This is a genomic window from Mesorhizobium sp. ISC15 (assembly GCF_037162615.1).
In the GTDB taxonomy this organism is placed as follows: Bacteria; Pseudomonadota; Alphaproteobacteria; order Rhizobiales; family Rhizobiaceae; genus Mesorhizobium; species Mesorhizobium mediterraneum.
The window spans coordinates 4,963,512-4,988,370 of sequence record NZ_JAVSPX010000001.1 but is presented as its reverse complement, the minus strand read 5'-3'; the positions used below and the strand labels follow the sequence as shown (position 1 = coordinate 4,988,370).

Here is a 24,859-nt window from a genome sequence, read left to right as displayed (position 1 = left end):
GCTCATTCCTGTCGGTAAGTTTCGATGATTTCGGCCGCGCCAAGCCTTGCCAGGCAAATGGCGGCGGTTTCACCTCGAAGTCGTGTGCCGCGGATCGCAGCCGCAATGCGGCCAACGCCGCGCGCGGCGTCATAGCCTGGCCTGTATCCGGGGGGAAGGGCCTTCGCCGTCCCGTCCACGACAAGTCCGGCCCCGTTTTCGCCGCCGACCAGTGTCAGCGCCGCCGGGCCGGGATGCGCGCAGCCCTTGGCGCAGCCGGAAATGTGCAGCGTGAAGGAGGAATCGAGGATGTCACCATCTTCCGCTGCGATGGTCTCGGCGATATCGCGGGTGGCGATCCGGCCGGAGGCGCAGGCGGGAGCTCCAGGGCAAGCGGCGATCCTGGTGCGCGGATCGGTGGGGTTGGTGACGAAGCCGAGGGTGGCGGCGGCGTGCTGGAGCGAGTGGCAGGCGGTCGGGGAGAGGCCGAGGAAAAGCAGCGCGCGTTGTGGCGCGAGGCGGATTTGGGTTGCGCCAAGGGCGAGGGCGCTCTGCGAGAGGTCGATGATCTTCTCTGCCGGCATGCTGCCGAAGGGCAGGCCGATGCCGAGGGCGATGCTGGTGGCAGCCAGATCGAAAATTCCGATTGGCTGGCGTTCCTTCGCGCCCCCCTCTGTCCTGCCGGACATCTCCCCCACTTGGGGGGAGATTGCGCCCTCGTCTCCGCTTTCGCCAATCGCCAAAAGTGCTGAGGGAGAGCCGCCGGCGAAGCTGCCAATCTCCCCCCCTGTGGGGGAGATGTCCGGCAGGACAGAGGGGGGCGCGAAGGAACGCCAGCTTGCGAGAGATCTTAATTGCCTCTCCGTCAAATCCCTAGCGTGGGCTTCGCGGCCTTTTTCGGCGACCATCCTGAGCATCGCGACGGCGATATCACGGGCCGCATCGTCTTCCACCGTAACGAGCGGCTTCGCATTCTGCCCATCACCCGCGACAGCCACCTGCCACTTGATTCCCGCATTGGTGCGCGTTGCGACGAGCCGCACGTCGGCGGTAACCGCATCCATTGTCAGCCGTCCGCCGCCGTCGACAATCACCGAGACCTTCGGGCCAAGGCGCTGTGCCAGCCCAGCTTCATCAATTGCCGCCCGAATCCGCTCCGCCAGCGGGCGCGGATCGACGATCTCCTTGGTGTCGAGCCCTGCCAGTGGACCGGTCTCGACCGGCACGCCGGTGCGCACGGCAATGCCAAGTGCATCGACCTCCACCGCCAGCAGCCGCGCGCTTGCCGGCGTCAGGCCGCGTATCTGCAGGCTGCCGCGTGCGGTCACTTCCATGATGCCGTTGCCGTGCCGCAAGGCGGATTCACCGAGTCCGATCAAGGATTTCGGCGAGAGTCCTCCAGCGACCGGGTTGAGCCGCACCAGAAGGCCGTCGCCGGTCTGCATCGGCGTCGACAAAGCGGGGCAGGCGCCGCGTCGGGAGAAGGCGTTCATGCCGCAACCTCCAGCGCCTGGACTTCGGCAATCAGTGTGGCGAGAGCGTCATCGATGGAATTGCGCAGCGGATGCCAGAGACCGCGCCGCCGTGCCGACAGCAAACGCTCGGCGATGACCTTCGCCGCCGCCGGATTCTCGCGCAGGATGAACGCCCGGACAATGGGGTCGCCGAGATAGGCGTCGTGCACGGCCTCGATCAGCGCGCCCGGTATGGCATAGGTGGTCTCGGCAAAGCCGACGAGACGGTCGACCGTCTCGGCGAACTCCGAGGCACCGCGCGGCCCGTGCCGCATCTGGCCGGCAATGAAGCGCGGGTTGACCGCGCGGGCGCGAACTACCCGAGATACCGCTTCTCCAACCGAGCGCGGCTTGGGTTTTTGCGGATCGGTGGTGTCGAGCACGATGACATCGGCGTTCTTGCCGAGTGCGGCAAGTGCTGCCGAAAAGCCGCCGATGAAGGCGACGTCGGCGGAGCCTTCGAGGATGTCGCGGCCGGGATCGTCGCCGGTATGGACGAGAAGGTCCGCCTCGGCGATACGATCCTCGAAGGCGCCGGGCGCCGAAATCCCTTCGCCCTCTGCGCCGCCATAGGCATGCGAGGTGGCGTCGAGGTAGGCGCGGCCGATTTCTTCGCGCGCGGCCCAGTCGCCGCTCGACAATAAATCCTCGACACCGGCGCCATAGGTTCCGGGCGAGGTGCCGAAAATGCGCGGGCTGATCTTCCCGTCAGCGCGGGTCCTTGCGGCGAGCGGGTTTTCGGACGCGTCCTCGTCGCGGGCGGCGACGGCATTGGCGGCAGCGTCGATCAGGGCGATCTGGGTCGGGAACATGTCGCGGAACAGGCCCGATATGCGCCAGGTGACGTCGACGCGCGGGCGGCCAAGCGTGGCCGGCGGCAGCACCTCGATGCCGGTGACACGCCCGGTGGCGGAATCCCATTGCGGCCGGCAGCCCATCAACGCCAGGCCTTGCGCGATCTCCTCGCCGCCGGTGCGCAGCGACGCCGAGCCCCACAGGTCGATGACCAGCGAGCGCGGCCAGTCGCCATGCGATTGCATATAGCTGCGCAAGACCTCGTCGGAGGCCGCCCTGCCGAGATCGAAGGATGTCGGCGTCGGCATGGTGCGTGGATCGGCGGTGAACAGATTACGGCCGGTCGGCAGCACATCGCGCCGGCCACGCGCGGGTGCACCGGCAGGTCCGGCAGCGACATGGCGGCCGTCGAGGGCGGCAAGCAGTGCTGCTTTTTCGGCTGTCGCGCTTTGCTCGCGCAGCGGATCGGCCTCGCCTTCCGGCGACCGGCCGTAGATGTGCAGGCCGTCCTTGATCGCGAAATCCTTGAGGTCGCAAAGCCAGGCGTCGATCCGGCGCAGCGCTTCGTCGGGCGCGTCGGTTCCGGCGACGCCGGCCTCGGAGGCGAAGCCGGTCTTCTGCGCCGTTTCGACGATCAACTTCGCCAGGCGGTCGCGGCGGCGGCGGTCGAGCCCATCGGCCTGGGCATATTCGTCGACCAGCCGTTCAAGCTGGTGCTGGTTCTCGTCGAGCCCGGCGCCGGTCAGCGGCGGCGGCAGATGGCCGAGGGTGACGGCGGCAATGCGCCGCTTGGCCTGCGCTGCCTCTCCCGGGTTGGAAACGATGAAGGGATAGATGACGGGCAGGGGACCGGTGACGATCTCAGGAAAACAGGTTTCGCTGAGCGCAACGGTCTTGCCGGGCAGCCATTCCAGCGTGCCGTGGGCGCCTACGTGGATGAGGGCATGGACACCGAGCGACTTGCGCAGCCAAAGACCGAAGGCGATCAGCGCATGACGGGGTGGCAATGTCGGGTCGTGATAGTCGGCGCGGCGGTTCGTGGAGCGGCCGCGATCGGGGGCGAGCGCCACGGTTATGTTGCCGAAGGTGGCGGCGCGGAAGGGGAATTTGGCGACGGTAGGTGCTTGAACACCCCCCTCTGTCCTGCCGGACATCTCCCCCGCAAGGGGGGAGATTGGCAGTTCCGATGCCGTCGCTCCTTCTGCAACGCTTGTAGTTGGCGAAAGCCTCAAAGAGAGTTCAATCTCCCCCCTTGCGGGGGAGATGTCCGGCAGGACAGAGGGGGGTGCCTCGCGCAAACCTGTCTCATCTTCCGCCTTCCCCCATGCGGCCTCTAACGCGGCGATAGCCGCGGGCGGCACTTGATTCGAGAAGGTCAGATACTCCTTCAATGCCAACCCTTGGCCGCCTTTTTCCAGCCTATCCAGCAACGCGCGCGGCGTTTGCGGAATCCCTTCAACGGCGTAGCCCTGTTCCCTCAGGTCATGCAGCATGGCCAGCACGCTCGACGGCACGTCGAGGCCGACGGCGTAGCCGGTGCGGCCGGGGGCGCTCGGATAGTCGGGAATCAGGATGGCGAGCTTGCGCTGTCCGCGCGGCGTGCGCTGCAGGCGCACGAATGCTTCGACACGGTTCGCCACCTGCGCCACCCTATCTGGCTCCGGCCGGTTGGCGAAGGCGCGAAAAGCCAGCGCCGGGTCGGTTTCGCTCTCGCCTTTGAAGGAAATGGCGCCGGCGAGGATGCGGCCGTCGAGCTCGGGCAGCACGACATGCATGGCGAGGTCGGCGGGGGCGAGGCCGCGCTGGTTGTTTTGCCAGATGTCACGGCGTGTCGTCGCGACGATGACCTGGAACACCGGCACGCCGGCGCGGTCGAACAGGGTTTCAATGCCGGGCTCGGCACCGGAGGCGAAGGCCGTGGCGGTGATGATGGAAGCGGGCTTAAGCGTCGACAGCGCGGTTTCGACAAAGGCGAGCGAGGCCGGGTCCTTAAGACTGGAAACGAAGATGGGGACGGGGATCATGCCGCGCTGCCGTAGCGCTTCAACAAGCGCGTCGATTGGCGCGACATCAGCGGCAAGCAGCATCGAGCGATAGAAGAGAATTGGGATGATTGGCGCGTCGTCTCCCTCCCCCTCGAGGGGAGGGTGACCCGCCGGGCCGGGTGGGGTCGTTGCGGCAGTGCTCGACGTTTTTTTCTGTTGGCGCGCGTCAGAGGCGACCCCACCCCCGGCCTGCGGCCGGACCCTCCCCTCGAGGGGGAGGGGGACATCGCGCTCGACGACCCCCAGTCCCGGTTGATAGTAGCCCGCCTTTGGCACGCTGACAGGTTCAGCGACCGCCACACCTGATCCGGCGAGACTTGCCAGCTGATGCACCAGCGCCATCATATTCTCCGGCCCGCCTTCGCGGAAATAGCCGAGCAGCCCGTCCAATTCGTCGCGCGGCAGCGTCGAGCATTCGATTAGCCGCAGATCCTCGTCGCGGCATTCGCCGGGCAGCAGCGCCAGTTTTATGCCACGCGCGCGGGCGGTCGAGGCGAGCTGGTCGCAGCCGTAGCGCCACCAGTCGTAACCGCCGAGGATACGAACCAAAATAACCTTCGCGTGGCGGGCGACGCTGTCGATCCAGAGATCGACGGACATCGGATGGCGCAGATCGCGTAGAGCCGCCAGCCGCATCGACGGCAGGCGATCCGCGTCCGCCTTCCACGCCGCCGCCAAGCCGGCCAGATCGCTGTCGGTGAAGGACAGCGCCACGATATCCGCAGGCGTCTGCCTGAGATCGACAGGCTCGGCGAGATCGTCGAGCGAGGCGGATGTTGTGGTGAGGATGTGCATCGCGGCTCGTGCCTGAGGTCAGCCGGCGAGGATACGCTCGATTGCCGGGCGGTTCAGCCCTTTCAGGCCAATGACGACGAGGCGCGAGCGGCGGTCGTCGTCGGCGGTCCAGGCGCGGTCGTAATAGTGATTGACGCGCGGACCGACGGCCTGCAGCAACAGCCGCATCGGCTTGCCGCCGACCTCGACGAAACCCTTGACGCGCAAAACGTTTTCTTCCTCCGCCGCGGTGGCGACGCGCAAAGCCAGCTCATCGGGATTGGCGATCGACGGAATATCGATGACGAACGAGTCAAAATCGTCGTGCTCGTGGTCGAGCTCGTCGTCGTGATGGGTCTTGCGGTTCTCGATGTCGTCCTCGACGGCAAGGCCGAGGCCGAGCAGCACAGACGGATCGACCTTGCCCTGCGAGGTCGGCACGATCTTGACGGCGCGCGCGGTGTGCTCGCCGATGATGGCATTGGCGCGTGCTGAGCCGGCGGCGTCCATCAGGTCGCTCTTCGACAATATGATCAGGTCGGCGCAAGCCAGTTGGTCCTCGAACACCTCCTCGACCGGATCGTCGTGGTCGAGCGTCTCGTCCTGCGCGCGCTGCGCCTGCAGGGCGTCCATGTCGTTGGCGACGCGGCCATCAGCCAGCGCCGGTCCGTCGACGACGGCGATGACGCCGTCGACCGTCACCCGGCTCTTGACCGTCGGCCACTGGAAGGCCTGGACCAGCGGCTTGGGCAGAGCGAGGCCGGAGGTTTCGATCAGGATATGGTCGACCCTCGGCGTCAGCGACAGGATCTGATCGAGCGCCGGGACGAAATCATCGGCGACGGTGCAGCAGATGCAGCCATTGGCCAGCTCGACGATGTTCTCCTCCGGGCAGGTGTCGATGCCGCAGCCTCTCAGGATCTCGCCGTCGATGCCGATGTCGCCGAACTCGTTGACTATGATGGCCAGCCGCTTGCCCCCGGCGTTTTCGAGCAGATGGCGGATCAGCGTCGTCTTGCCGGCGCCGAGGAAGCCGGTGATGACGGTGCAGGGCACGCGGGAGACGGAAGCGTTCATATCTGGTCCTTCAAAAGGTCGAGGGGAGGGATGCGGGCGACGAGGCCGCGCTTCAGGCAATCGGGGCGGCCGCGCCATGGAATGAGGCCGTCGGTCGAGGTGGCGAAGAGCTTTGCGCCAGCGACGAGATCGGCGCCGCTTGTCGCGGTCAGGTCGCCGAAGACATAGCTCCAGCAGCCGTCGCGCAGGATCGCGGCGCTCAGCCGGCGCTTGCAGTTGCCGAGGCATTCGACGGTGCGGATGCGGATATTTTCGCCTGAAGCGGCGCGGCGCGTGTCTTCAGCAAGCAGTTCGCCGGCGCGGGGATGGCCATCGGAGCCGGTCTCATTGCGGCAGGAGGCGCAGATGATCACGGTAACGCCGGCCAAGGCATCACAATCGCCGGACAATACGCCCGCTGTCTCAGCCGAAAAACTGCTGTCGCGTTCCAAATCAGGCTCCTTGCCCGGAAAACCCGCCAGGCGATCGGATTCTTATGTCCTAGACGGCAGGTCTCCTGGCTCGCGGGTCATCGCCTTGGTGCCGCCTTCCCGGGACCGTCCCAGTGGTTTTCGGCCTTGGCTCGTCGCTTACAGTTGCGGGGACAGCCGCGGATTTGAAATCGGAATTTCGCACCGCATTCCCTCTTGGCTCCTCCCTTTGCCGAGAGGAGACCGTCTGGACCGGATTTAGGCTTGTGGAGGCAGTCGTGTCAACGCACGTCTACGAGGCGGCAATGTCGGCAAGGGGTTGGCCCAGGTCACCCGCAGGCGTCACCTCGATGCGTTCCAGGCCGAGCCAGCCCTGCATCAGCTTCAACTCCTCGAACAATTCATCGGCAGTTTGCGTCGGCGCGCCGGGCTCGGCATAGGCGGCATGGACGCGCAGCACGCCGGCGGGGCGGTCGGCCTTGAGGTCGAGGCGCGCCACGATCCTTTCGCCGAGCAGGAACGGCAGCACATAATAGCCGTATTGGCGCTTTTCGGCAGGGGTGTAGATCTCGATGCGATAGCGGAAGTCGAACAGCCTTTCCGTACGCGACCGCTCGAAGACGACAGGATCGAACGGCGCGAGCAGTGCGCGCGCCTCGATCCGGCGCGGAAAACGGGCGTCCTTGTGCAGATAGGCAGGCTTGTCCCAACCTTCGACGCGAACCGGCAAAAGATCACCTGCCTCGACCAGTTCCTCGATGCGGCCCTTGATGTCGGCGGGAGAGAGACGAAAATAGTCGCGCAGGTCTCCCGCTGTCGCGACGCCGTGGGCGCGGGCGGAGATGCGCAGCAATTCGCGATGCGCATCCTCAGGGGAGGGCACCGGCAAGCTGAGTATTGCCGGCGGCAGCACCCGTTCCGGCAGATCATAAAGCCGCTCGAAGCCACGACGTGATGCCGTGGTGATGCGGCCGGCCCAGAACAGCCATTCAAAAGCGTGCTTGGCGTCGCTCCAGCCCCACCAACCGCCGTTTCCCTTTTGGCCTTCGAGAGCCGACGCGGCGAGCGGGCCGCGCGATACAACCTCGCGATAAATGTCTTCAATGTAAGTGGTGCGTTCGCGCCCCCACTTGGCCAGCCCATTATACATTTCCTCGCCGCGCTCGGCCCGTTCCATGCGCCAGCGCATCAGCGGATAGGTTTCGACCGGTAGAAAAGAGGCTTCATGCGCCCAGTATTCGAAGACCGTGCGCTTGCGCGTCACGGCGGCGTTGTCGAGCAGCGCAAGCGGGTAGGGGCCAAGCCGCGAATAGAGCGGCATATAGTGGGCACGCACCACCGCACTGACGGAATCGATCTGCAGCAGGCCGGTACGGCCAAGCACACGGGCCAGATGGCGGCGATCGGGCGTGCCGTTAGGGCGAGGGTCGGCAAACCCCTGTGCGGCAAGCGCGATGCGCCGGGCCATGGCGAGCGAGATTTTTTCCTTCATGCAGACGGCACTCTGTTGGCGTTCGACCAAAGGTTGGGGCGATGATTCCGCGCCATGCTAGCAGGGTTTTGGCGGCATCTATGTCAGGAGAGAAAAGTGGAGTAAAAAGTGAAGGAAATCAAACAGGAGCAGATCGGACCAGTTTATCCGGATATGCCGTCCAGCACCGTGTTTTGAACAAGGTTTGACTTGCTTCGCCGAAAGGCCTGCGCTAACCCTCGCCGCGTTGCAGCATAGAGCCCCCTAAAACGGTTCAGTGGTTAAACTGTCACGCTTCCGCAAGTGGGTCCGGTGCTGTAATCAGAGTGGATTGGCCGCCAACGGAAAGCCGCAGCATGAACGCGTTGTTGAGTTCGTACCTGCCCATCGTCCTGTTCATCGGCGTGGCGCTGGTCGTCGGCCTGGCGCTGCTTGCCGCACCCTTCCTGGTGGCCTACCGCAACCCCGATCCGGAAAAGCTTTCCGCCTATGAATGCGGTTTCAACTCGTTCGACGACGCCCGCATGAAGTTCGACATCCGCTTCTATCTGGTGTCGATCCTGTTCATCATCTTCGATCTGGAAGTGGCCTTCCTGTTTCCATGGGCCGTGTCTTTCAGCCAGATCGGCATGCTCGGTTTCTGGTCGATGATGGTGTTTTTGGCGGTGCTGACCATCGGCTTTGCCTATGAATGGAAGAAAGGAGCGCTGGAATGGGATTGAGCGACAATTCCGGCACGCTCGTCGCGCCGAAGCCAAAAGGCATTCTCGACCCCAGCACCGGAAAGCCGGTGGGGGCGAATGACCCTTTCTTCCTCGAGATCAACAACGAGCTGGCCGACAAGGGTTTTCTCGTCACCTCGACCGAGGCGCTGATCACATGGGCGCGCAGCGGCTCGCTGATGTTCATGACCTTCGGTCTTGCCTGCTGCGCGGTCGAGATGATCCACACCTCGATGCCGCGCTATGACTCGGAGAGGTTCGGTGTTGCTCCTCGCGCGTCTCCGCGCCAGTCCGACATCATGATCGTCGCCGGCACGCTGACCAACAAGATGGCGCCGGCGCTGCGCAAGGTCTACGACCAGATGCCGGAGCCGCGCTACGTCATCTCGATGGGCTCCTGCGCCAATGGCGGCGGCTATTACCACTATTCCTACTCGGTGGTGCGCGGCTGCGACCGCGTCGTGCCGGTCGACATCTACGTGCCCGGCTGTCCGCCGAGCGCGGAAGCGCTGCTCTACGGCATCCTTCTGCTGCAAAAGAAGATCCGCCGCACCGGCACGATCGAACGGTGAGCGGGATGATGAGCCTGTCGTTGAACGAACTCTCGACCTATCTCGGCGAGAAGCTGAGCGGCCGGATCGGCAATGCGGTGTTTGCCTATGGCGAACTCACCATCTCTGTCGAGCCGCACGATCTGGTCGAGGTGGTAACCTTTCTGCGCGACGATAAAAACTGCCAGTTCATCTCGATCATCGACGTCTGCGGCGCCGATTATCCGTCGCGGGCCAAGCGCTTCGACGTCGTCTACCACCTGCTGTCGCCGAAGCAGAATATTCGCATCCGCATCAAGGTCCAGGCCGACGAGGAGACTGTGGTGCCGTCGATCACCGGCGTTTATCCCGGCGCCGACTGGTTCGAGCGCGAAACCTACGATCTCTATGGCGTGCTGTTCTCGGGCCATCCCGATCTCAGGCGGATTCTGACCGATTACGGCTTCGAGGGTCATCCGCTGCGCAAGGATTTCCCGCTGACCGGTTTCGTCGAGGTGCGTTACGACGACGAGGCCAAGCGGGTCATCTACGAGCCGGTGGAATTGAAGCAGGAATTTCGCAATTTCGATTTTCTGTCTCCGTGGGAAGGTACGGATTACGTGCTTCCGGGGGATGAGAAGGCGAAACAGTGAGTAGGGAAGTAGTGAGTAGTCAGTAGGGAACGAATTGGAAAAAAGGATCGAATCTTATCGCGACCTGAAGGTATGGCAGTCGGCAATGGTGCTCGCCGAAGATTGTTACCGCCTCACGAAAGGGTTTCCGAAAGAGGAGATCTACGGCATGACCTCGCAGGTGCGTCGATCGGCGGTTTCGATCGCGGCCAACATCGCCGAAGGATACGGCCGAGAAAACAGGGGTTCGTTCGTTCAATTTCTGCGCATGGCGCAGGGCTCGTTGAAGGAACTGGAAACCCACATATTGCTGGCATGCCGTGTTGGCCTGCTGCAAAGGGACAACGAGATTGAACTGCTACTGCGATGCGAAGAGATTGGAAAATGACGAGATCTCTTATCCGAACGGTGCAGGCCAAGCAGGCGGAATGAAGCAGGCGTTGAGATTGATGGTCACTACTCACTACTCACTACTGACTCTTCGCCAGGGGCGCCGGAATGGCTGAAACCTCCGTTCGCAACTTCAACATCAATTTCGGCCCGCAACATCCTGCGGCGCATGGCGTTTTGCGCCTCGTGCTGGAACTCGATGGCGAAGTCGTCGATCGCGTCGATCCGCATATCGGGCTATTGCATCGCGGCACTGAAAAGCTGATCGAAGCCAAAACCTATCTGCAGGCTGTGCCCTATCTCGACCGGCTCGACTATTGCGCGCCGATGAACCAGGAGCATGCCTTTGCGCTCGCCGCCGAGCGTCTTCTCGGCATCGAGGTGCCGAAGCGCGGCCAGCTGATCCGCGTGCTCTATTGCGAGATCGGCCGCATCATGTCGCACATTCTCAATGTGACGACGCAGGCGATGGATGTCGGTGCGCTGACGCCGCCCCTGTGGGGCTTCGTCGAGCGCGAAAAGCTGATGGTGTTCTATGAGCGGGCCAGCGGCTCGCGCATGCATGCGGCCTATTTCCGGCCCGGCGGCGTCCACCAGGACCTGCCGCAGAAGCTGGTCGAAGATATCGGCAGTTGGATCGACCCGTTCCTGAAATCGCTCGACGATCTCGACGCACTGCTGACCGGCAACCGCATCTTCAAGCAGCGCAATGTCGACATCGGCACCGTTTCGCTGGCCGATGCTTGGGCCTGGGGCTTTTCCGGCGTCATGGTGCGCGGATCCGGCGTCGCCTGGGATCTGCGTAAGTCGCAGCCCTATGAATGCTATGCCGAGATGGATTTCGACATTCCGATCGGCAAGAACGGCGATTGCTACGATCGTTACCTCGTGCGCATGGAAGAGATGCGCCAGTCGGCGAAAATCATGCGCCAGTGCGTCGACCTCTTGCTCGGCAAGGAAGGCACGGGGCCGGTGTCGAACCTCGACGGCAAGGTGGTGCCGCCTAAACGTGCGGCAATGAAGCGCTCGATGGAAGCGCTGATCCATCATTTCAAGCTCTACACCGAAGGCTACCGCGTGCCGGCGGGCGAGGTCTATGCGGCGGTCGAAGCGCCGAAAGGCGAGTTTGGCGTCTATCTCGTCTCTGACGGCACCAACAAGCCCTATCGCTGCAAGCTGCGCGCGCCCGGCTTCGCGCATCTGCAAGCCATGGACTTTTTGTGCCGCGGCCACATGCTGGCCGACGTCACCGCCGTCCTCGGCTCCCTCGACATCGTGTTTGGTGAGGTCGATCGATAAATGTCAGTCCGCCGTCTCGCAGAAGCCAGCCTCCAGCCAGCCTCTTTTGCCTTCAACCGGGCGAATGCGGCAGCGGCGAAGCAATGGATCAAGAAGTATCCGAAGGGCCGCGAGCAGTCGGCGATCATCCCCTTGCTGATGCTGGCGCAGGAGCAGGAGGGCTGGGTGACCAAGGCGGCGATCGAGACGATCTCCGACATGCTCGACATGCCGTACATCCGTGGACTGGAAGTCGCGACTTTCTACACGCAGTACCAGCTCAATCCGGTCGGCACCCGCGCGCATATCCAGGTTTGCGGCACCACGCCCTGCATGCTGCGCGGCTCGGAAGCGCTGATGGACGTGTGCCGCTCGAAAATCCATCACGACCAGTTTCACACCAACGACAAGGGCACGCTGTCGTGGGAAGAGGTCGAATGCCTCGGCGCCTGCGTCAACGCGCCGATGGTGATGATTTTCAAGGACACGTTCGAGGACCTGACGCCGGAGCGGTTTGCCGAGATCATCGATCTCTACGACGCCGGCAAGGGCGCCTCGGTGACGCCGGGGCCGCAGAACGGCCGCATCACCTCAGAGCCGATCAGCGGTCTGACGACGCTGAAGAACGAAAAGGCAATCCTGAAGACGACCCGCGACAGGGAAGCCAAGGCGGCGGCCAAGGCCGCGCAAGGTGCAGCGTCGACTGCCGCCGCGGTGCCAGCTCCGGTCGCGCAGGCACTGGCTGCCCCCGTTGCGCCATCGAAAGCCAGCAAGCCGAAGACCGATGCGCCTGAAACCAGCCCGGCGCTGAGATCGCCTTCGCCGACAAAGGTCGCACCAGAGACGGAAAAGGCGGCGAGCGTCGCCGCACCGCGGCATTCGGCGGCCAACGCCAACAAGGCCGCGCCGGAGGTCGAAAAGGTTTCGAAACAGCGTAGCGGTCCCATAATCAAGGCTGAGCCAGCGGTCGCTTTCAAGGCGCCCGAAGCCAAGGGCGCACAGCTTGGCGCAGCCGCCAAGCGTGCCAAGCCTTCGCTCGAGGACAAGAACCGTCCGGCCGGCATCGCAAAGCCGGCACTGGTCGACGATCTCAAGCTGATCTCGGGGGTCGGCCCGAAGATCGAAGGCATCCTGCATTCGATTGGCATCTTCACTTATGCGCAAGTCGCATCCTGGAAGAAGGCCGAGCGCGAATGGGTCGACGGCTATCTCAGCTTCCACGGCCGCATTCAGCGCGAAGACTGGGTCAAGCAGGCCAAGGCGCTCGCCAAGGGCGGGGTCGCCGAATATATCCGCGTCTTCGGCAAGAAGCCGGTCTGAGGAACGAACAATGCTTCAGGACAGAGACCGCATCTTCAACAACATCTACGGCCGCTTCGACAAGTCGCTGGCCGGCGCAATGGCGCGCGGCGCCTGGGACAACACGCCAGGCATCATCGCCAAGGGGCGCGACTGGATCGTAAACGAGATGAAGGCATCGGGCTTGCGCGGTCGCGGCGGCGCCGGCTTCCCGACCGGGCTGAAATGGTCGTTCATGCCCAAGCAGAGCGACGGCCGGCCGAGCTATCTTGTCGTCAATGCCGACGAATCCGAGCCCGGCACCTGCAAGGATCGCGATATATTGCGCCATGACCCGCACACGCTGGTCGAGGGCTGCCTGATTGCCGGCTTCGCCATGGGCGCGATCGCCGCCTACATCTATGTGCGCGGCGAGTTCATCCGCGAGCGCGAGGCGCTGCAGCGCGCCATCGACGAGGCCTATGAGGCCAAGCTGATCGGCAAGAACAACACGTCCGGCTACGACTTCGACATCTACATGCACCATGGCGCCGGCGCCTATATCTGCGGCGAGGAAACGGCGCTGCTCGAAAGCCTCGAAGGCAAAAAGGGCCAGCCGCGGCTGAAGCCGCCATTCCCGGCCAATGTCGGCCTCTATGGCTGCCCGACGACGGTCAACAATGTCGAGTCCATCGCGGTGGCCCCGACCATCCTGCGCCGCGGCGCCGCCTGGTTCTCGTCCTTCGGCCGGCCCAACAATGTCGGCACCAAGCTGTTCTGCATCTCCGGCCACGTCAACAATCCGTGCACCGTCGAAGAGGCGATGTCGATCCCGTTCCGCGAGCTGATCGAGACGCATTGCGGCGGCATTCGCGGCGGCTGGGACAATCTGCTGGCGGTCATTCCGGGCGGCGCTTCGGTGCCGCTGGTGCCGGCGGAGCAGATCATCGACGCGCCGATGGATTTCGATGCGCTGCGCGACCTGAAATCGGGCCTTGGCACGGCGGCTGTCATCGTCATGGACAAATCGACCGATATCGTGAAGGCGATCGCGCGGCTTTCCTACTTCTACAAGCACGAGAGCTGCGGCCAGTGCACGCCGTGCCGCGAAGGCACCGGCTGGATGTGGCGGGTGATGGAGCGGCTGGTGCGCGGCGAGGCGCAGAAGCGTGAGATCGACATGCTGCTCGACGTGACCAAGCAGGTCGAGGGCCATACGATCTGCGCGCTGGGCGATGCGGCGGCGTGGCCGATTCAGGGCCTGATGCGGCATTTCCGCGGCGAGGTGGAGCGGCGTATCGACGAGTTTTCGCGCAATGCGCACCGGGCAGAGCCGGTGATGGTGGCTGCGGAATAGAGAAGTTCGAAATACGGGCAAGCGCCCGATTTGAAATACGGGCGAATGCCCGATTTGAGGAAACAGGCTCGGGGCAAACGGAAGAAACGACTAGGAGATCACCAATGTCGCTGCATTCGAGACCCGATCATTTGATGCCAGATTTGGACCCGTTCGAGAAGATGAACCAGGACCTGACCAGGATGATGCCGAAGGAGATGGCGAGCGCCGTCAATCTCCTGGCGCACCCTGTCGCGGGTGCGGCAGCGATGTCGGCGCTCGGCTTCGGCCTTGCCAATCATGCCTTTGGGGTGTGGATGGGCGCGCTCTCGGGTGCCGCCGAGGCCTCGCAGCGCCTCTTCCAACCGATCGTCGACGATTTCGAGGCCAGGGTCGAACGCTTTTCAGAGACAGGGACGAACTCTTCGACCAAGGCGCGCGCGGCGACGAAAACCTTGATCGCCGAGGCGCAGTCCTTCGCCAGGGACGTAACCGATATAGCGGCAACTGCCACAGGCGATGCGCCGAACGTGGCGGATGCGAGCACCGTTGCGGGTGCCGCGCCAACCGGGTTGATGCCGGAGGATTTCAAGCAGCCCAAGGCCATGGATCGTCCGGCAAATCCGGCCGATCTCAAGGCGATATCGGGCATCGGGCCGAAGCTGGAGAAGGTGCTGAACGGCTTGGGCATCTGGACATATGGCCAGATCGCGGCATGGACGCCGGAAGAGATCGCCTGGGTCGACGATTATCTGTCGTTCAACGGCCGCATCGATCGCGACGACTGGCTTGGCCAGGCGGCGGCGCTGGCCGAGGCCAAACATTGAATTCAATACCGCGCGGTTTCGGCTGCGCCCGGAAAGAAAGATTGCGGAACGTCCGCAGGGGTTTGAGACGACATGGCAAAGCTCAAGGTCGACGGGAAAGAGATTACTGTACCCGACCATTACACGCTGCTGCAGGCGGCCGAGGACGCTGGCGCGGAAGTGCCGCGCTTCTGCTTCCATGAGCGGCTGTCGATCGCCGGCAATTGCCGCATGTGCCTGATCGAGGTGAAGGGCGGGCCGCCCAAGCCGCAGGCATCCTGTGCCATGGGCGTGCGCGACCTGCGCCCCGGCCCGAATGGCGAAACGCCGGAAATCTTCACCAACACGCCGATGGTCAAGAAGGCCAGGGAAGGCGTGATGGAATTCCTGCTGATCAACCATCCGCTGGATTGCCCGATCTGCGACCAGGGCGGCGAGTGCGACCTGCAAGACCAGGCGATGGCGTTCGGCGTCGATTCCTCGCGCTATCACGAGAACAAGCGGGCGGTCGAAGACAAGTATATCGGGCCGCTGGTCAAGACTATCATGAACCGCTGCATCCATTGCACGCGCTGCGTCCGCTTCACCACGGAGATAGCCGGCATTTCCGAGCTCGGCCTGATCGGCCGCGGCGAGGACGCCGAGATCACCACCTATCTCGAAAGCGCGATGACCTCGGAACTGCAGGGCAACGTCATCGACCTTTGCCCGGTCGGTGCGCTGACCTCCAAACCCTACGCCTTCCAGGCGCGGCCATGGGAGCTGACCAAGACCGAATCCATCGATGTGATGGATGCCGTCGGCTCGGCGATCCGCGTCGATTCCAGAGGCCGCGAGGTGATGCGCATCCTGCCGCGCACCAACGAGGCGGTGAACGAGGAGTGGATTTCCGACAAGACCCGTTTCATCTGGGACGGCTTGCGCACGCAGCGCCTCGACCGGCCATACGTACGCAAGGACGGCAAGCTGACCCCGGCAAGCTGGGCCGAGGCTTTCTCCGCGATCAAGGAAGCGGTGTCGAACGCCGCACCCGACAAGATCGGCGCCATTGCAGGCGATCTCGCCGCCGTCGAGGAGATCTATGCGCTGAAGCTGCTGATGGCCTCGCTCGGCTCGAAGAACACCGACTGCCGCCAGGATGGCGCGGCGCTCGATCCGTCGCTCGGCCGGGCAAGCTATATCTTCAACCCGACCATCGAGGGCATCGAGCAGGCCGACGCGGTGCTGATCATCGGCGCCAATCCGCGCTTCGAGGCGTCCTTGCTCAACGCCCGCATCCGCAAGCGCTGGCGGGTCGGCAACCTGCCGGTCGGCGTCATCGGCGATGTCGGTGATACGCGCTACGACTATGAACAGCTCGGCGCCGGGCCGGAATCGCTGAAGGAACTGGCCGACGGCAATGGCAAGTTCTTCCAGGTGCTGAAGAAAGCGACGCACCCGCTGATCATAGTCGGCCAAGGCGCGCTGGCGCGCTCGGATGGCGCGGCCGTGCTCGGCCAGGCGGCCAAGCTTGCCATCGCCGTCAATGCCTCGAGAGCCGACTGGAACGGCTTTGCCGTGCTGCACACTGCGGCGGGCCGGGTCGGCGGTCTCGATGTCGGTTTCGTGCCGGGCGAGGGAGGCAAGAACGTCGCCGGCATGCTGGGCGAGACGGACGTGCTGTTCCTGCTCGGCGCCGACGAGATCGACATGGCCAAGACCGGCGACGCCTTCGTCGTCTATATCGGCACGCATGGTGACCAGGGCGCGCACCGCGCCGACGTCATCCTGCCGGGCGCCGCCTATACCGAAAAGTCGGGTACCTACGTCAACACCGAGGGCCGCGTGCAGCAGACCAACCGTGCCGGCTTCGCGCCAGGCGATGCGCGCGAGGACTGGGCGATCCTGCGGGCGCTGTCGGATGTGCTGGGCAAGAAGCTGCCGTTCGATTCGCTGCCGCAGCTTCGCGCAAAACTCTATTCGGAATACCCACATCTGGCCCGCATCGACCAGGTCGCGGCCGGCAACGCTGACGATATCGCCAACGTGGCGAAGCTCGGCGGGCGGCTAAATAAGGGCGCCTTCACCTCGCCGGTCAAGGATTTCTACCTGACCAACCCGATCGCGCGGGCTTCCGCCGTGATGGCGGAATGCTCGGCGCTGGCGAAAAACGGCTTCAGGCAGGCGGCGGAATAAGCATGGACACCTTCTTCTCCTTCTACGTGCTGCCGGCGCTGATCATCCTGTTGAAGTCGGTCGTGCTGATCGTCGTGCTGTTGATCTTCGTCGCCTACATCCTGTACGCGGACCGCAAGATCTGGGCGGCGGTGCAGTTGCGCCGCGGCCCGAACGTCGTCGGCCCATGGGGCACGCTGCAGGCTTTCGCCGACCTGCTGAAGTTCGTGTTCAAGGAGCCGGTGATTCCGTCCGGCGCCAACAAGGGCGTTTTTCTCCTGGCGCCGCTGGTGTCGGCCGTGCTGGCGATCTCGGCCTGGGCTGTCATTCCGGTCAACGAGGGCTGGGCGATCGCCAACGTCAATGTCGGCATCCTCTATGTCTTCGCCATCTCCTCGCTCGAGGTCTATGGCGTGATCATGGGCGGCTGGGCGTCCAACTCGAAATATCCGTTCCTCGGCGCGCTGCGCTCGGCGGCACAGATGGTGTCCTACGAAGTCTCGATCGGCTTTGTCATCGTCACCGTGCTGCTTTGCGTCGGCTCGCTCAACCTGTCCGATATCGTGCTGTCGCAGCAGGATGGGCTGGGGACGCGGGTTGGCCTGCCCAACACCTTCCTTGACTGGCATTGGCTGTCGCTGTTCCCGATGTTCGTCATCTTCTTCATCTCGGCGCTGGCCGAGACGAACCGTCCGCCCTTCGACCTTGTGGAAGCCGAATCGGAACTCGTCGCCGGCCATATGGTCGAATATTCGTCGACGCCGTTCCTGCTGTTCTTCCTCGGCGAATATGTCGCCATCGTGCTGATGTGCGCGCTGGCCACCATCCTGTTCCTCGGCGGCTGGCTGCCGCCCTTCGACTTCGCTCCCTTCACCTGGGTGCCGGGTCTGATCTGGTTCGTGCTCAAGGTCTGCCTGGTGTTCTTCATGATCTCGATGGTGAAGGCCTTCGTGCCGCGCTACCGCTACGACCAGCTGATGCGGCTTGGCTGGAAGGTCTTCCTACCGATCTCGCTGGCGATGGTGGTGATTGTCGCCGCGTTCCTCAAGATCACGGGGTTTGCGTGATGTCCGCTCTAGCCCAAGCCGCAAAGTCGCTGCTCCTGCAGGATTTCGTCAGTGCCTTCTTCCTGTCGATGCGCCAGTTCTTCGCGCCGAAGGAGACGATCAACTATCCGCACGAGAAGGGGCCGGTGAGCCCGCGCTTCCGCGGCGAGCATGCGCTGCGCCGCTATCCGAACGGCGAGGAACGCTGCATCGCTTGCAAATTGTGCGAGGCGATCTGCCCGGCGCAGGCCATCACCATCGAGGCCGGCCCGCGCCGCAATGACGGCACGCGCCGCACCGTGCGCTACGACATCGATATGGTGAAGTGCATCTATTGCGGCTTCTGCCAGGAGGCCTGCCCGGTCGACGCCATTGTCGAAGGGCCGAATTTCGAATTCGCGACCGAGACGCGCGAGGAACTTTATTACGACAAGGACAAGCTGCTGGCCAATGGCGACCGCTGGGAGCGCGAACTGGCGCGCAACCTCTCGCTGGATGCGCCGTACCGCTGACATTTGACCCATGGACGGGGCGAGCGGCCTCGTTCAGAGGATGATCCCGAAAAGTTGCAGACTTTTCGGACAAGATCATCCTCCGGAATTGAAAGTGTCGCATGTTTTCTTTCGATCCGGGTCTTTCAACCCGATCGAAACATGCGATAGGAACACGAAACTTGCGACCGGAGGCGGTGGCAAACATCGAACAGGACGAACGTCCTGTTTGGACAGAAACCCGGGGGAACCCATGCTGAACGGACTAGAGGCGGCCTTTTTCTACCTCTTCGCCTTTGTCGCGGTGGCGTCGGCGTTCATGGTCATTTCGGCGCGCAATCCCGTGCATTCGGTGCTGTTCCTGATCCTGACCTTCTTCAACGCCGCCGGCCTGTTCATGCTGACCGGCGCCGAGTTCCTGGCGATGATCCTGCTCGTCGTCTATGTCGGCGCGGTCATGGTGCTGTTCCTGTTCGTCGTCATGATGCTCGACGTCGATTTCGCCGAAATGAAGGAAGGCGCCCTGCAATACGCGCCGATCGGCGCGCTGGTCGGGCTGATCCTGGCGGCGGAGCTGATTGTCGTGCTCGGCGGCTATACGTTCGCGCCGCAGCTGGCGGCGACGGTCTCAAAGCCCATTCCGGACCTTGCCGTGCGCTCGAACACGGCAGCGCTCGGCGACATCCTCTATACCGACTACCTCTATTACTTCCAGATTGCGGGCCTCATACTGCTGGTCGCCATGATCGGCGCCATCGTGCTGACGCTGCGCCATAAACCGGGCGTCAAGCGGCAGTCGATCGCTGCCCAGGTCGGCCGCACGCCGGCGACTGGAATGGAAATCCGCAAGGTCAAGACGGGCGAAGGAATCTGAGATGACCGTCGGCATCGCACACTTTCTGACCGTATCGGCAATCCTGTTCACGCTCGGCGTGTTCGGCATTTTCCTCAACCGCAGGAACATCATCGTCATCCTGATGTCGATCGAGTTGATCTTGCTCGCGGTCAACATCAATTTCGTCGCCTTCTCGGCAGCGCTCGGCGATCTCGTCGGACAGGTATTCGCGTTGTTCGTGCTGACGGTCGCAGCGGCTGAAGCCGCGATCGGCCTCGCCATTCTCGTCGTCTTCTTCCGCAACCGCGGTTCGATCGCGGTCGAAGACGTGAACATGATGAAGGGTTGACGGAAACCACCATGTATCAGGCCATCGTCTTCCTTCCGCTGCTCGGCTTCCTGATCGTCGGCCTGTTCGGCACGTCGCTCGGCGCCAAGGCGTCCGAATACATCACCTCCGGCTTCCTGGTGATATCAGCCGTGCTGTCGTGGGTCGCCTTCTTCTCGGTCGGCTTCGGCGAGGGCGAGGTATTCACCGTGCCGGTGATGCGCTGGATCCAGTCGGGCGGGTTAGAGGCCGCATGGGCGCTCAGGATCGACACGCTGACGGTGGTGATGCTGGTCGTGGTCAACACGGTGTCGGCGCTGGTCCACATCTACTCGATCGGCTACATGCATCACGACCCGAACCGGCCGCGGTTCTTCGCCTATCTGTCGCTGTTTACCTTCGCCATGCTGATGCTGGTAACGGCCGACAACCTCGTGCAGATGTTCTTTGGCTGGGAAGGCGTCGGCCTGGCCTCCTACCTGCTGATCGGCTTCTGGTACAAGAAGCCGTCGGCCAATGCCGCCGCGATCAAGGCCTTCGTCGTCAATCGCATCGGCGATTTCGGCTTTGCGCTCGGCATCTTCGGCGTGTTCGTGCTGTTCGGCTCGGTCAATCTCGGCACCATCTTCGCCAATGCGGCGACGTTCATTCCGGCCGAAGGCGCACCGCAAGGTGCTGCCGTGCTGACCTTCCTCGGCTATGCGCTCGATAAACAGGCTGCAATGACCGTCGTCTGCCTGCTTTTGTTCATGGGCGCCATGGGCAAGTCGGCACAGGTGCCGCTGCACACTTGGCTGCCGGACGCCATGGAAGGCCCGACGCCGGTCTCGGCGCTAATCCATGCCGCCACCATGGTGACGGCCGGCGTGTTCATGCTGGCGCGGCTGTCGCCGCTGTTCGAACTGTCGCATTCGGCGCTGATCGTGGTCACCTTCATCGGCGCCTTCACCGCCTTCTTCGCGGCGACCGTCGGCCTCGTTCAGAACGACATCAAGCGCGTCATCGCCTATTCGACCTGCTCGCAGCTCGGCTACATGTTCGTGGCGCTCGGCGTCGGCGCCTATGGCGCGGCGATCTTCCATCTGTTCACGCATGCCTTCTTCAAGGCGCTGCTGTTCCTCGGCTCCGGCTCGGTGATCCACGCCGTCTCCGACGAACAGGACATGCGCAATATGGGCGGCCTGCGGACGCTCATTCCGAAGACCTACTGGATGATGGTGATCGGTACGCTGGCGCTGACCGGCGTCGGCATTCCGGTGACGGTCATCGGCACCGCCGGCTTCTTCTCCAAGGACGCGATCATCGAAAGCGCCTTTGCCGCGCACAATCCGGTCGCCGGCCTTGCCTTCGTGCTGCTGGTCGTCGCCGCCTGCTTCACCAGCTTCTACTCCTGGCGGCTGATCTTCATGACCTTCCACGGCCAGCCGCGGGCGAGCCATGAGGTGATGCACCATGTCCATGAATCGCCGCCGGTCATGCTGGTGCCGCTGTTCATCCTGGCAGCGGGCGCGCTGTTCGCCGGCGTGATCTTCCATGGCGCCTTCATCGGCGAGGGCTATGCCGAGTTCTGGAAGGCGTCGCTGTTCACACTGCCGGAAAACCACATCCTGCACGACATCCATGAAGTGCCGTTGTGGGTGAAGCTGGCGCCGTTCATCGCCATGCTGATCGGCTTTGTGATTGCCTGGCAATTCTACATCCGCGCGCCGGAAATGCCGAAGAATTTGGCGGCGCAGCATCGCGGGCTCTACGCCTTCCTGCTCAACAAGTGGTATTTCGACGAACTTTTCGATCTCCTGTTCGTGCGGCCGGCAAAACGCCTCGGCCACTTCCTGTGGAAGACCGGTGACGGCACCGTAATCGACGGGCTGGGTCCGGACGGTATTTCGGCGCGCGTCGTCGACGTCACCAACCGGGTCGTCAAGCTGCAGACCGGCTACCTCTATCATTACGCCTTCGCCATGCTGATCGGCGTTGCCGCACTCGTCACCTGGATGATGCTCTGATGACCGCCTGGCCGATCCTGTCGCTGGTCACCTTCCTGCCGCTGGTTGGTGTGCTGCTCATCCTGTTCGTCCGCGACGACAGCGAGAATGCGCGCCGCAACATCCGCGCCATCGCGCTGTTGACGACCACGTTCACCTTCGTGATTTCGCTGTTCATCTGGACCGGCTTCGACAATTCGGAGCCTGGCTTCCAGTTTGTCGAGAAGTTTGCCTGGCTGGATTCCGGCATCTCGTACCATATGGGCGTCGACGGCATTTCCATGCTGTTCGTCATCCTGACCACCTTCCTGATGCCGCTCTGCATCCTGGCTTCGTGGGAATCGATCGAGAAGCGCGTCAAGGCCTACATGATAGCCTTCCTGTTGCTGGAGACGCTGATGATCGGCGTGTTCTGCGCGCTCGACATCGTTTTGTTCTACGTCTTCTTCGAAGCCGGCCTGATCCCGATGTTCATCATCATCGGCGTGTGGGGCGGCAAGCGGCGCGTCTACGCCTCGTTCAAGTTCTTCCTCTACACGCTGGCCGGCTCGGTGCTGATGCTGCTCGCCATCATGGCGATGTTCTTCCAGTCCGGCACCACTGACATCCCGACGCTGCTGACGCACAACTTCCCGGCGACCATGCAGACATGGCTATGGCTTGCCTTCTTCGCGTCGTTTGCCGTGAAGATGCCGATGTGGCCGGTGCATACTTGGCTGCCGGACGCCCATGTCGAGGCGCCGACGGCCGGTTCGGTGATCCTGGCCGCCATCCTGCTCAAGATGGGCGGATACGGCTTCCTGCGCTTCTCGCTGCCGATGTTTCCGATCGCCTCGGAGATGTTCGCGCCGTTGGTCTTCGCGCTGTCCGTCGTCGCCATCATCTACACCTCGCTGGTGGCGCTGATGCAGGAGGACATGAAGAAGCTGATCGCCTATTCGTCGGTTGCCCATATGGGCTTCGTCACCATGGGCATCTTCGCGATGAACCAGGAAGGCGTCCAGGGGGCGATCTTCCAGATGCTGTCGCACGGCCTGGTCTCCGGCGCGCTGTTCCTCTGCGTCGGCGTCATCTACGACCGCATGCACACGCGCGACATCGACGCCTATGGCGGGCTGGTCAACAACATGCCGAAATACGCCACCGTGTTCATGATCTTCACTATGGCCAATGTCGGCCTGCCCGGCACCAGCGGCTTCGTTGGCGAGTTCCTGACCATGCTCGGCGTGTTCCGGGTCAACACCTGGGTGGCGTTCTTCGCCGCCACCGGCGTCGTCCTGTCGGCGGCCTATGCGCTCTGGCTCTATCGCCGGGTGATCTTCGGCGCGCTGACCAAGGACAGCTTGAAAAACCTGCTTGACCTGTCGGCGCGCGAGAAGGTGATCATCTATCCGCTGGTCGTGCTGGTCATCTTCTTCGGCGTCTACCCGGCGCCGGTCTTCGACGCGACGGCCGAATCGGTCAAGGCGCTCGTCACCAATGTCACCGCATCCATCAACACCGCGCAGACCGCGGCGGCGAACTGACTGAGAGGTTTGCGAACCATGACGCCGGACCTTCTCTCCAGCCTGTCGCTCTCGACACCAGAGCTGATCCTTGCCATCGGCGCCCTGGCGCTCCTGATGCTCGGCGCCTATTCGCGCGCCAACACCACCACAACGGTGAGCGGCCTTGCCGTCGCCGTCCTGGTGGTTGCCGGCGTCTGGACGATCTTTTCCACCGGGCAGGGCTACGCCTACGGCGAAGCCTTCGTCCAGGATCCCTTCGCCCGCTTCATGAAGGTGCTGGCGCTGATCGGGTCGGCGGTGACACTGGTCATGTCGATGCGCTTCGCCAAGGCGGAGCATTTCGACAAGTTCGAATATCCGGTGCTGATCCTGCTGTGCACGCTCGGCATGATGCTGATGATCTCGGCCAACGGCATGATCGGGCTTTATCTCGGCCTCGAATTGCAGTCGCTGGCGATCTACGTGCTGGCGGCGATCAACCGGGACAATCTGCGCTCGACCGAGGCGGGGTTGAAGTATTTCGTCCTCGGCGCGCTGTCGTCGGGCATGCTGCTTTACGGCATCAGCCTCGTCTATGGCTACACCGGCAACACCGGGTTCCAGGAAATCGCCACGGCGTTGGGCGGCGGCGAGCGGCAGCTTGGCCTCGTCTTCGGCCTGGTCTTCGTGCTGGCCGGCCTCGCCTTCAAGATATCGGCGGTGCCGTTCCACATGTGGACGCCCGACGTCTATGAAGGCGCGCCGACGCCGGTGACGGCCTTCCTCGCTGCGGCGCCGAAGATGGCGGCGATGGCGCTGATCGTGCGCGTCACCATGGGCGCGTTCAAGCCGATCGCCGCCGACTGGCAGCAGATCATCGTCTTCATCTCGATCGCCTCGATGGCGCTGGGCGCCTTCGCGGCCATCGGCCAGACCAATATCAAGCGCCTGATGGCCTATTCCTCGATCGGCCATATGGGCTACGCACTGGTCGGTCTCGCCGCCAACAGCCAGGCCGGCGTGCGCGGCGTCGCCATCTATATGCTGATCTATCTGGTGATGACGCTCGGCACCTTCGCCTTCATCCTCGCCATGCGGCGCAAGGAAGGCAATGTCGAGCAGATCAGCGATCTCGCCGGCCTGTCGTCGACCAATCCGATCATGGCGACGATCCTGACCATCCTGATGTTCTCTCTGGCCGGCATCCCGCCGCTCGCCGGCTTCTGGGGGAAGTGGTACGTGTTCCTCGCCGCCATCAACGCCAACCTCTACGCACTGGCGATCATCGGCGTGCTGGCCTCGGTGGTGGGCGCCTATTATTATCTGCGCATCATCAAGATCATGTGGTTCGACGAACCGGTCGGCGGCTTTGTGCCGATGGCGACCGAGCTTCGCGTCGTGCTCGGCGTCTGCGGCGCCTTCGTGCTGTTCTACGTGCTGATCGGCGGGCCGATCGGCACCTATGCCGAAGCCGCCGCCAAGACATTTTTCTGACG

Annotated in this window: 21 protein-coding genes and 1 riboswitch; of the genes, 16 read left to right on the top strand and 5 right to left on the bottom strand. The window is 63.4% G+C overall.

Going from position 1 to position 24,859, the window contains the following annotated elements:
* Window positions 1–2: 2 nt before the first annotated feature.
* The 5 genes from cobG to RPG13_RS23915 form a co-directional block, all read right to left on the bottom strand.
* On the bottom strand, window positions 3–1,472 hold the full coding sequence (gene cobG / locus RPG13_RS23935) for a precorrin-3B synthase (RefSeq protein WP_337126158.1): 1,470 nt from the start codon (window positions 1,470–1,472) through the stop codon (window positions 3–5).
* The gene (cobN, locus tag RPG13_RS23930; RefSeq protein ID WP_337126156.1) at window positions 1,469–5,128 is read right to left on the bottom strand and encodes a cobaltochelatase subunit CobN; all 3,660 of its coding nucleotides are present in this window, start codon (window positions 5,126–5,128) and stop codon (window positions 1,469–1,471) included. The genes cobG and cobN overlap by 4 nt, the downstream gene beginning before the upstream one ends.
* An 18-nt stretch (window positions 5,129–5,146) precedes the next feature.
* Window positions 5,147–6,184 (bottom strand): cobalamin biosynthesis protein CobW, encoded by a 1,038-nt coding sequence (gene cobW, locus RPG13_RS23925; RefSeq protein ID WP_127292285.1) that lies wholly within the window; start codon window positions 6,182–6,184, stop codon window positions 5,147–5,149.
* The gene (locus RPG13_RS23920; RefSeq protein ID WP_127292282.1) at window positions 6,181–6,615 is read right to left on the bottom strand and encodes a DUF1636 family protein; all 435 of its coding nucleotides are present in this window, start codon (window positions 6,613–6,615) and stop codon (window positions 6,181–6,183) included. The genes cobW and RPG13_RS23920 overlap by 4 nt, the downstream gene beginning before the upstream one ends.
* 38 nt (window positions 6,616–6,653) lie before the next feature.
* Window positions 6,654–6,857: riboswitch (cobalamin riboswitch) on the bottom strand.
* A gap of 29 nt (window positions 6,858–6,886) precedes the next feature.
* The gene (locus tag RPG13_RS23915; RefSeq protein ID WP_337126154.1) at window positions 6,887–8,086 is read right to left on the bottom strand and encodes a winged helix-turn-helix domain-containing protein; all 1,200 of its coding nucleotides are present in this window, start codon (window positions 8,084–8,086) and stop codon (window positions 6,887–6,889) included.
* 335 nt (window positions 8,087–8,421) lie between these two features.
* Here RPG13_RS23915 and RPG13_RS23910 point away from each other — a divergent pair, with 335 nt between their 5' ends.
* From RPG13_RS23910 to nuoN, 16 genes are all read left to right on the top strand, one after another.
* Window positions 8,422–8,787 (top strand): NADH-quinone oxidoreductase subunit A, encoded by a 366-nt coding sequence (locus tag RPG13_RS23910; protein WP_023798850.1) that lies wholly within the window; start codon window positions 8,422–8,424, stop codon window positions 8,785–8,787.
* Complete coding sequence (locus RPG13_RS23905) at window positions 8,778–9,359, top strand: NuoB/complex I 20 kDa subunit family protein (RefSeq protein WP_027156092.1); 582 nt, start codon at window positions 8,778–8,780, stop codon at window positions 9,357–9,359. Before RPG13_RS23910 ends, RPG13_RS23905 begins: the two co-directional genes overlap by 10 nt.
* Before the next feature lie 8 nt (window positions 9,360–9,367).
* Window positions 9,368–9,970 carry an NADH-quinone oxidoreductase subunit C gene (locus RPG13_RS23900; RefSeq protein WP_337126150.1) on the top strand — a complete coding sequence of 201 codons (603 nt, stop codon included), beginning with the start codon at window positions 9,368–9,370 and terminating at the stop codon, window positions 9,968–9,970.
* A gap of 34 nt (window positions 9,971–10,004) precedes the next feature.
* Window positions 10,005–10,337 (top strand): four helix bundle protein, encoded by a 333-nt coding sequence (locus RPG13_RS23895; protein ID WP_337126149.1) that lies wholly within the window; start codon window positions 10,005–10,007, stop codon window positions 10,335–10,337.
* 110 nt (window positions 10,338–10,447) lie between these two features.
* Complete coding sequence (locus RPG13_RS23890) at window positions 10,448–11,638, top strand: NADH-quinone oxidoreductase subunit D (RefSeq protein ID WP_337126148.1); 1,191 nt, start codon at window positions 10,448–10,450, stop codon at window positions 11,636–11,638.
* Window positions 11,639–12,937 (top strand): NADH-quinone oxidoreductase subunit E, encoded by a 1,299-nt coding sequence (locus RPG13_RS23885; protein WP_337126147.1) that lies wholly within the window; start codon window positions 11,639–11,641, stop codon window positions 12,935–12,937.
* Between the two features lie 10 nt (window positions 12,938–12,947).
* Window positions 12,948–14,252, top strand: a complete 1,305-nt coding sequence (nuoF, locus tag RPG13_RS23880) for an NADH-quinone oxidoreductase subunit NuoF (RefSeq protein ID WP_127204822.1) — start codon at window positions 12,948–12,950, stop codon at window positions 14,250–14,252.
* A gap of 104 nt (window positions 14,253–14,356) precedes the next feature.
* On the top strand, window positions 14,357–15,058 hold the full coding sequence (locus RPG13_RS23875; protein WP_095483439.1) for an NADH-ubiquinone dehydrogenase: 702 nt from the start codon (window positions 14,357–14,359) through the stop codon (window positions 15,056–15,058).
* A gap of 72 nt (window positions 15,059–15,130) precedes the next feature.
* Complete coding sequence (gene nuoG, locus RPG13_RS23870) at window positions 15,131–17,212, top strand: NADH-quinone oxidoreductase subunit NuoG (protein WP_292623913.1); 2,082 nt, start codon at window positions 15,131–15,133, stop codon at window positions 17,210–17,212.
* A 2-nt stretch (window positions 17,213–17,214) separates the two neighbouring features.
* Window positions 17,215–18,258 (top strand): NADH-quinone oxidoreductase subunit NuoH, encoded by a 1,044-nt coding sequence (gene nuoH, locus RPG13_RS23865; RefSeq protein ID WP_095483491.1) that lies wholly within the window; start codon window positions 17,215–17,217, stop codon window positions 18,256–18,258.
* Window positions 18,258–18,749, top strand: a complete 492-nt coding sequence (gene nuoI / locus RPG13_RS23860; RefSeq protein ID WP_095483441.1) for an NADH-quinone oxidoreductase subunit NuoI — start codon at window positions 18,258–18,260, stop codon at window positions 18,747–18,749. Before nuoH ends, nuoI begins: the two co-directional genes overlap by 1 nt.
* A 232-nt stretch (window positions 18,750–18,981) precedes the next feature.
* Window positions 18,982–19,602 carry an NADH-quinone oxidoreductase subunit J gene (locus RPG13_RS23855; protein ID WP_292623910.1) on the top strand — a complete coding sequence of 207 codons (621 nt, stop codon included), beginning with the start codon at window positions 18,982–18,984 and terminating at the stop codon, window positions 19,600–19,602.
* A gap of 1 nt (window position 19,603) precedes the next feature.
* A complete protein-coding gene (nuoK, locus tag RPG13_RS23850; protein ID WP_095483443.1) occupies window positions 19,604–19,912 on the top strand; it encodes an NADH-quinone oxidoreductase subunit NuoK in 309 nt (102 codons plus the stop codon).
* Between the two features lie 11 nt (window positions 19,913–19,923).
* Window positions 19,924–21,897 carry an NADH-quinone oxidoreductase subunit L gene (gene nuoL / locus RPG13_RS23845; RefSeq protein ID WP_337126146.1) on the top strand — a complete coding sequence of 658 codons (1,974 nt, stop codon included), beginning with the start codon at window positions 19,924–19,926 and terminating at the stop codon, window positions 21,895–21,897.
* Window positions 21,897–23,402, top strand: coding sequence for an NADH-quinone oxidoreductase subunit M (locus RPG13_RS23840; protein ID WP_127204824.1), 1,506 nt, complete (start codon window positions 21,897–21,899; stop codon window positions 23,400–23,402). Before nuoL ends, RPG13_RS23840 begins: the two co-directional genes overlap by 1 nt.
* 18 nt (window positions 23,403–23,420) lie before the next feature.
* On the top strand, window positions 23,421–24,857 hold the full coding sequence (nuoN, locus tag RPG13_RS23835; RefSeq protein ID WP_095483446.1) for an NADH-quinone oxidoreductase subunit NuoN: 1,437 nt from the start codon (window positions 23,421–23,423) through the stop codon (window positions 24,855–24,857).
* Window positions 24,858–24,859 lie beyond the last annotated feature (2 nt).

Excerpts from the sequence above, each read along its gene's own strand:
- nuoF (WP_127204822.1), top strand. The coding sequence starts at position 12,948 with ATGCTTCAGGACAGAGACCGCATCTTCAACAACATCTACGGCCGCTTC.
- RPG13_RS23905 (WP_027156092.1), top strand. The coding sequence starts at position 8,778 with ATGGGATTGAGCGACAATTCCGGCACGCTCGTCGCGCCGAAGCCAAAA.
- RPG13_RS23910 (WP_023798850.1), top strand. The coding sequence starts at position 8,422 with ATGAACGCGTTGTTGAGTTCGTACCTGCCCATCGTCCTGTTCATCGGC.
- RPG13_RS23855 (WP_292623910.1), top strand. The coding sequence starts at position 18,982 with ATGCTGAACGGACTAGAGGCGGCCTTTTTCTACCTCTTCGCCTTTGTC.
- nuoG (WP_292623913.1), top strand. The coding sequence starts at position 15,131 with ATGGCAAAGCTCAAGGTCGACGGGAAAGAGATTACTGTACCCGACCAT.
- RPG13_RS23840 (WP_127204824.1), top strand. The coding sequence starts at position 21,897 with ATGACCGCCTGGCCGATCCTGTCGCTGGTCACCTTCCTGCCGCTGGTT.
- cobN (WP_337126156.1), bottom strand. The coding sequence starts at position 5,128 with ATGCACATCCTCACCACAACATCCGCCTCGCTCGACGATCTCGCCGAG.
- nuoL (WP_337126146.1), top strand. The coding sequence starts at position 19,924 with ATGTATCAGGCCATCGTCTTCCTTCCGCTGCTCGGCTTCCTGATCGTC.
- nuoH (WP_095483491.1), top strand. The coding sequence starts at position 17,215 with ATGGACACCTTCTTCTCCTTCTACGTGCTGCCGGCGCTGATCATCCTG.
- nuoI (WP_095483441.1), top strand. The coding sequence starts at position 18,258 with ATGTCCGCTCTAGCCCAAGCCGCAAAGTCGCTGCTCCTGCAGGATTTC.
- nuoK (WP_095483443.1), top strand. The coding sequence starts at position 19,604 with ATGACCGTCGGCATCGCACACTTTCTGACCGTATCGGCAATCCTGTTC.
- RPG13_RS23900 (WP_337126150.1), top strand. The coding sequence starts at position 9,368 with ATGAGCCTGTCGTTGAACGAACTCTCGACCTATCTCGGCGAGAAGCTG.
- RPG13_RS23885 (WP_337126147.1), top strand. The coding sequence starts at position 11,639 with ATGTCAGTCCGCCGTCTCGCAGAAGCCAGCCTCCAGCCAGCCTCTTTT.
- RPG13_RS23890 (WP_337126148.1), top strand. The coding sequence starts at position 10,448 with ATGGCTGAAACCTCCGTTCGCAACTTCAACATCAATTTCGGCCCGCAA.
- cobG (WP_337126158.1), bottom strand. The coding sequence starts at position 1,472 with ATGAACGCCTTCTCCCGACGCGGCGCCTGCCCCGCTTTGTCGACGCCG.
- RPG13_RS23915 (WP_337126154.1), bottom strand. The coding sequence starts at position 8,086 with ATGAAGGAAAAAATCTCGCTCGCCATGGCCCGGCGCATCGCGCTTGCC.
- cobW (WP_127292285.1), bottom strand. The coding sequence starts at position 6,184 with ATGAACGCTTCCGTCTCCCGCGTGCCCTGCACCGTCATCACCGGCTTC.
- nuoN (WP_095483446.1), top strand. The coding sequence starts at position 23,421 with ATGACGCCGGACCTTCTCTCCAGCCTGTCGCTCTCGACACCAGAGCTG.
- RPG13_RS23875 (WP_095483439.1), top strand. The coding sequence starts at position 14,357 with ATGTCGCTGCATTCGAGACCCGATCATTTGATGCCAGATTTGGACCCG.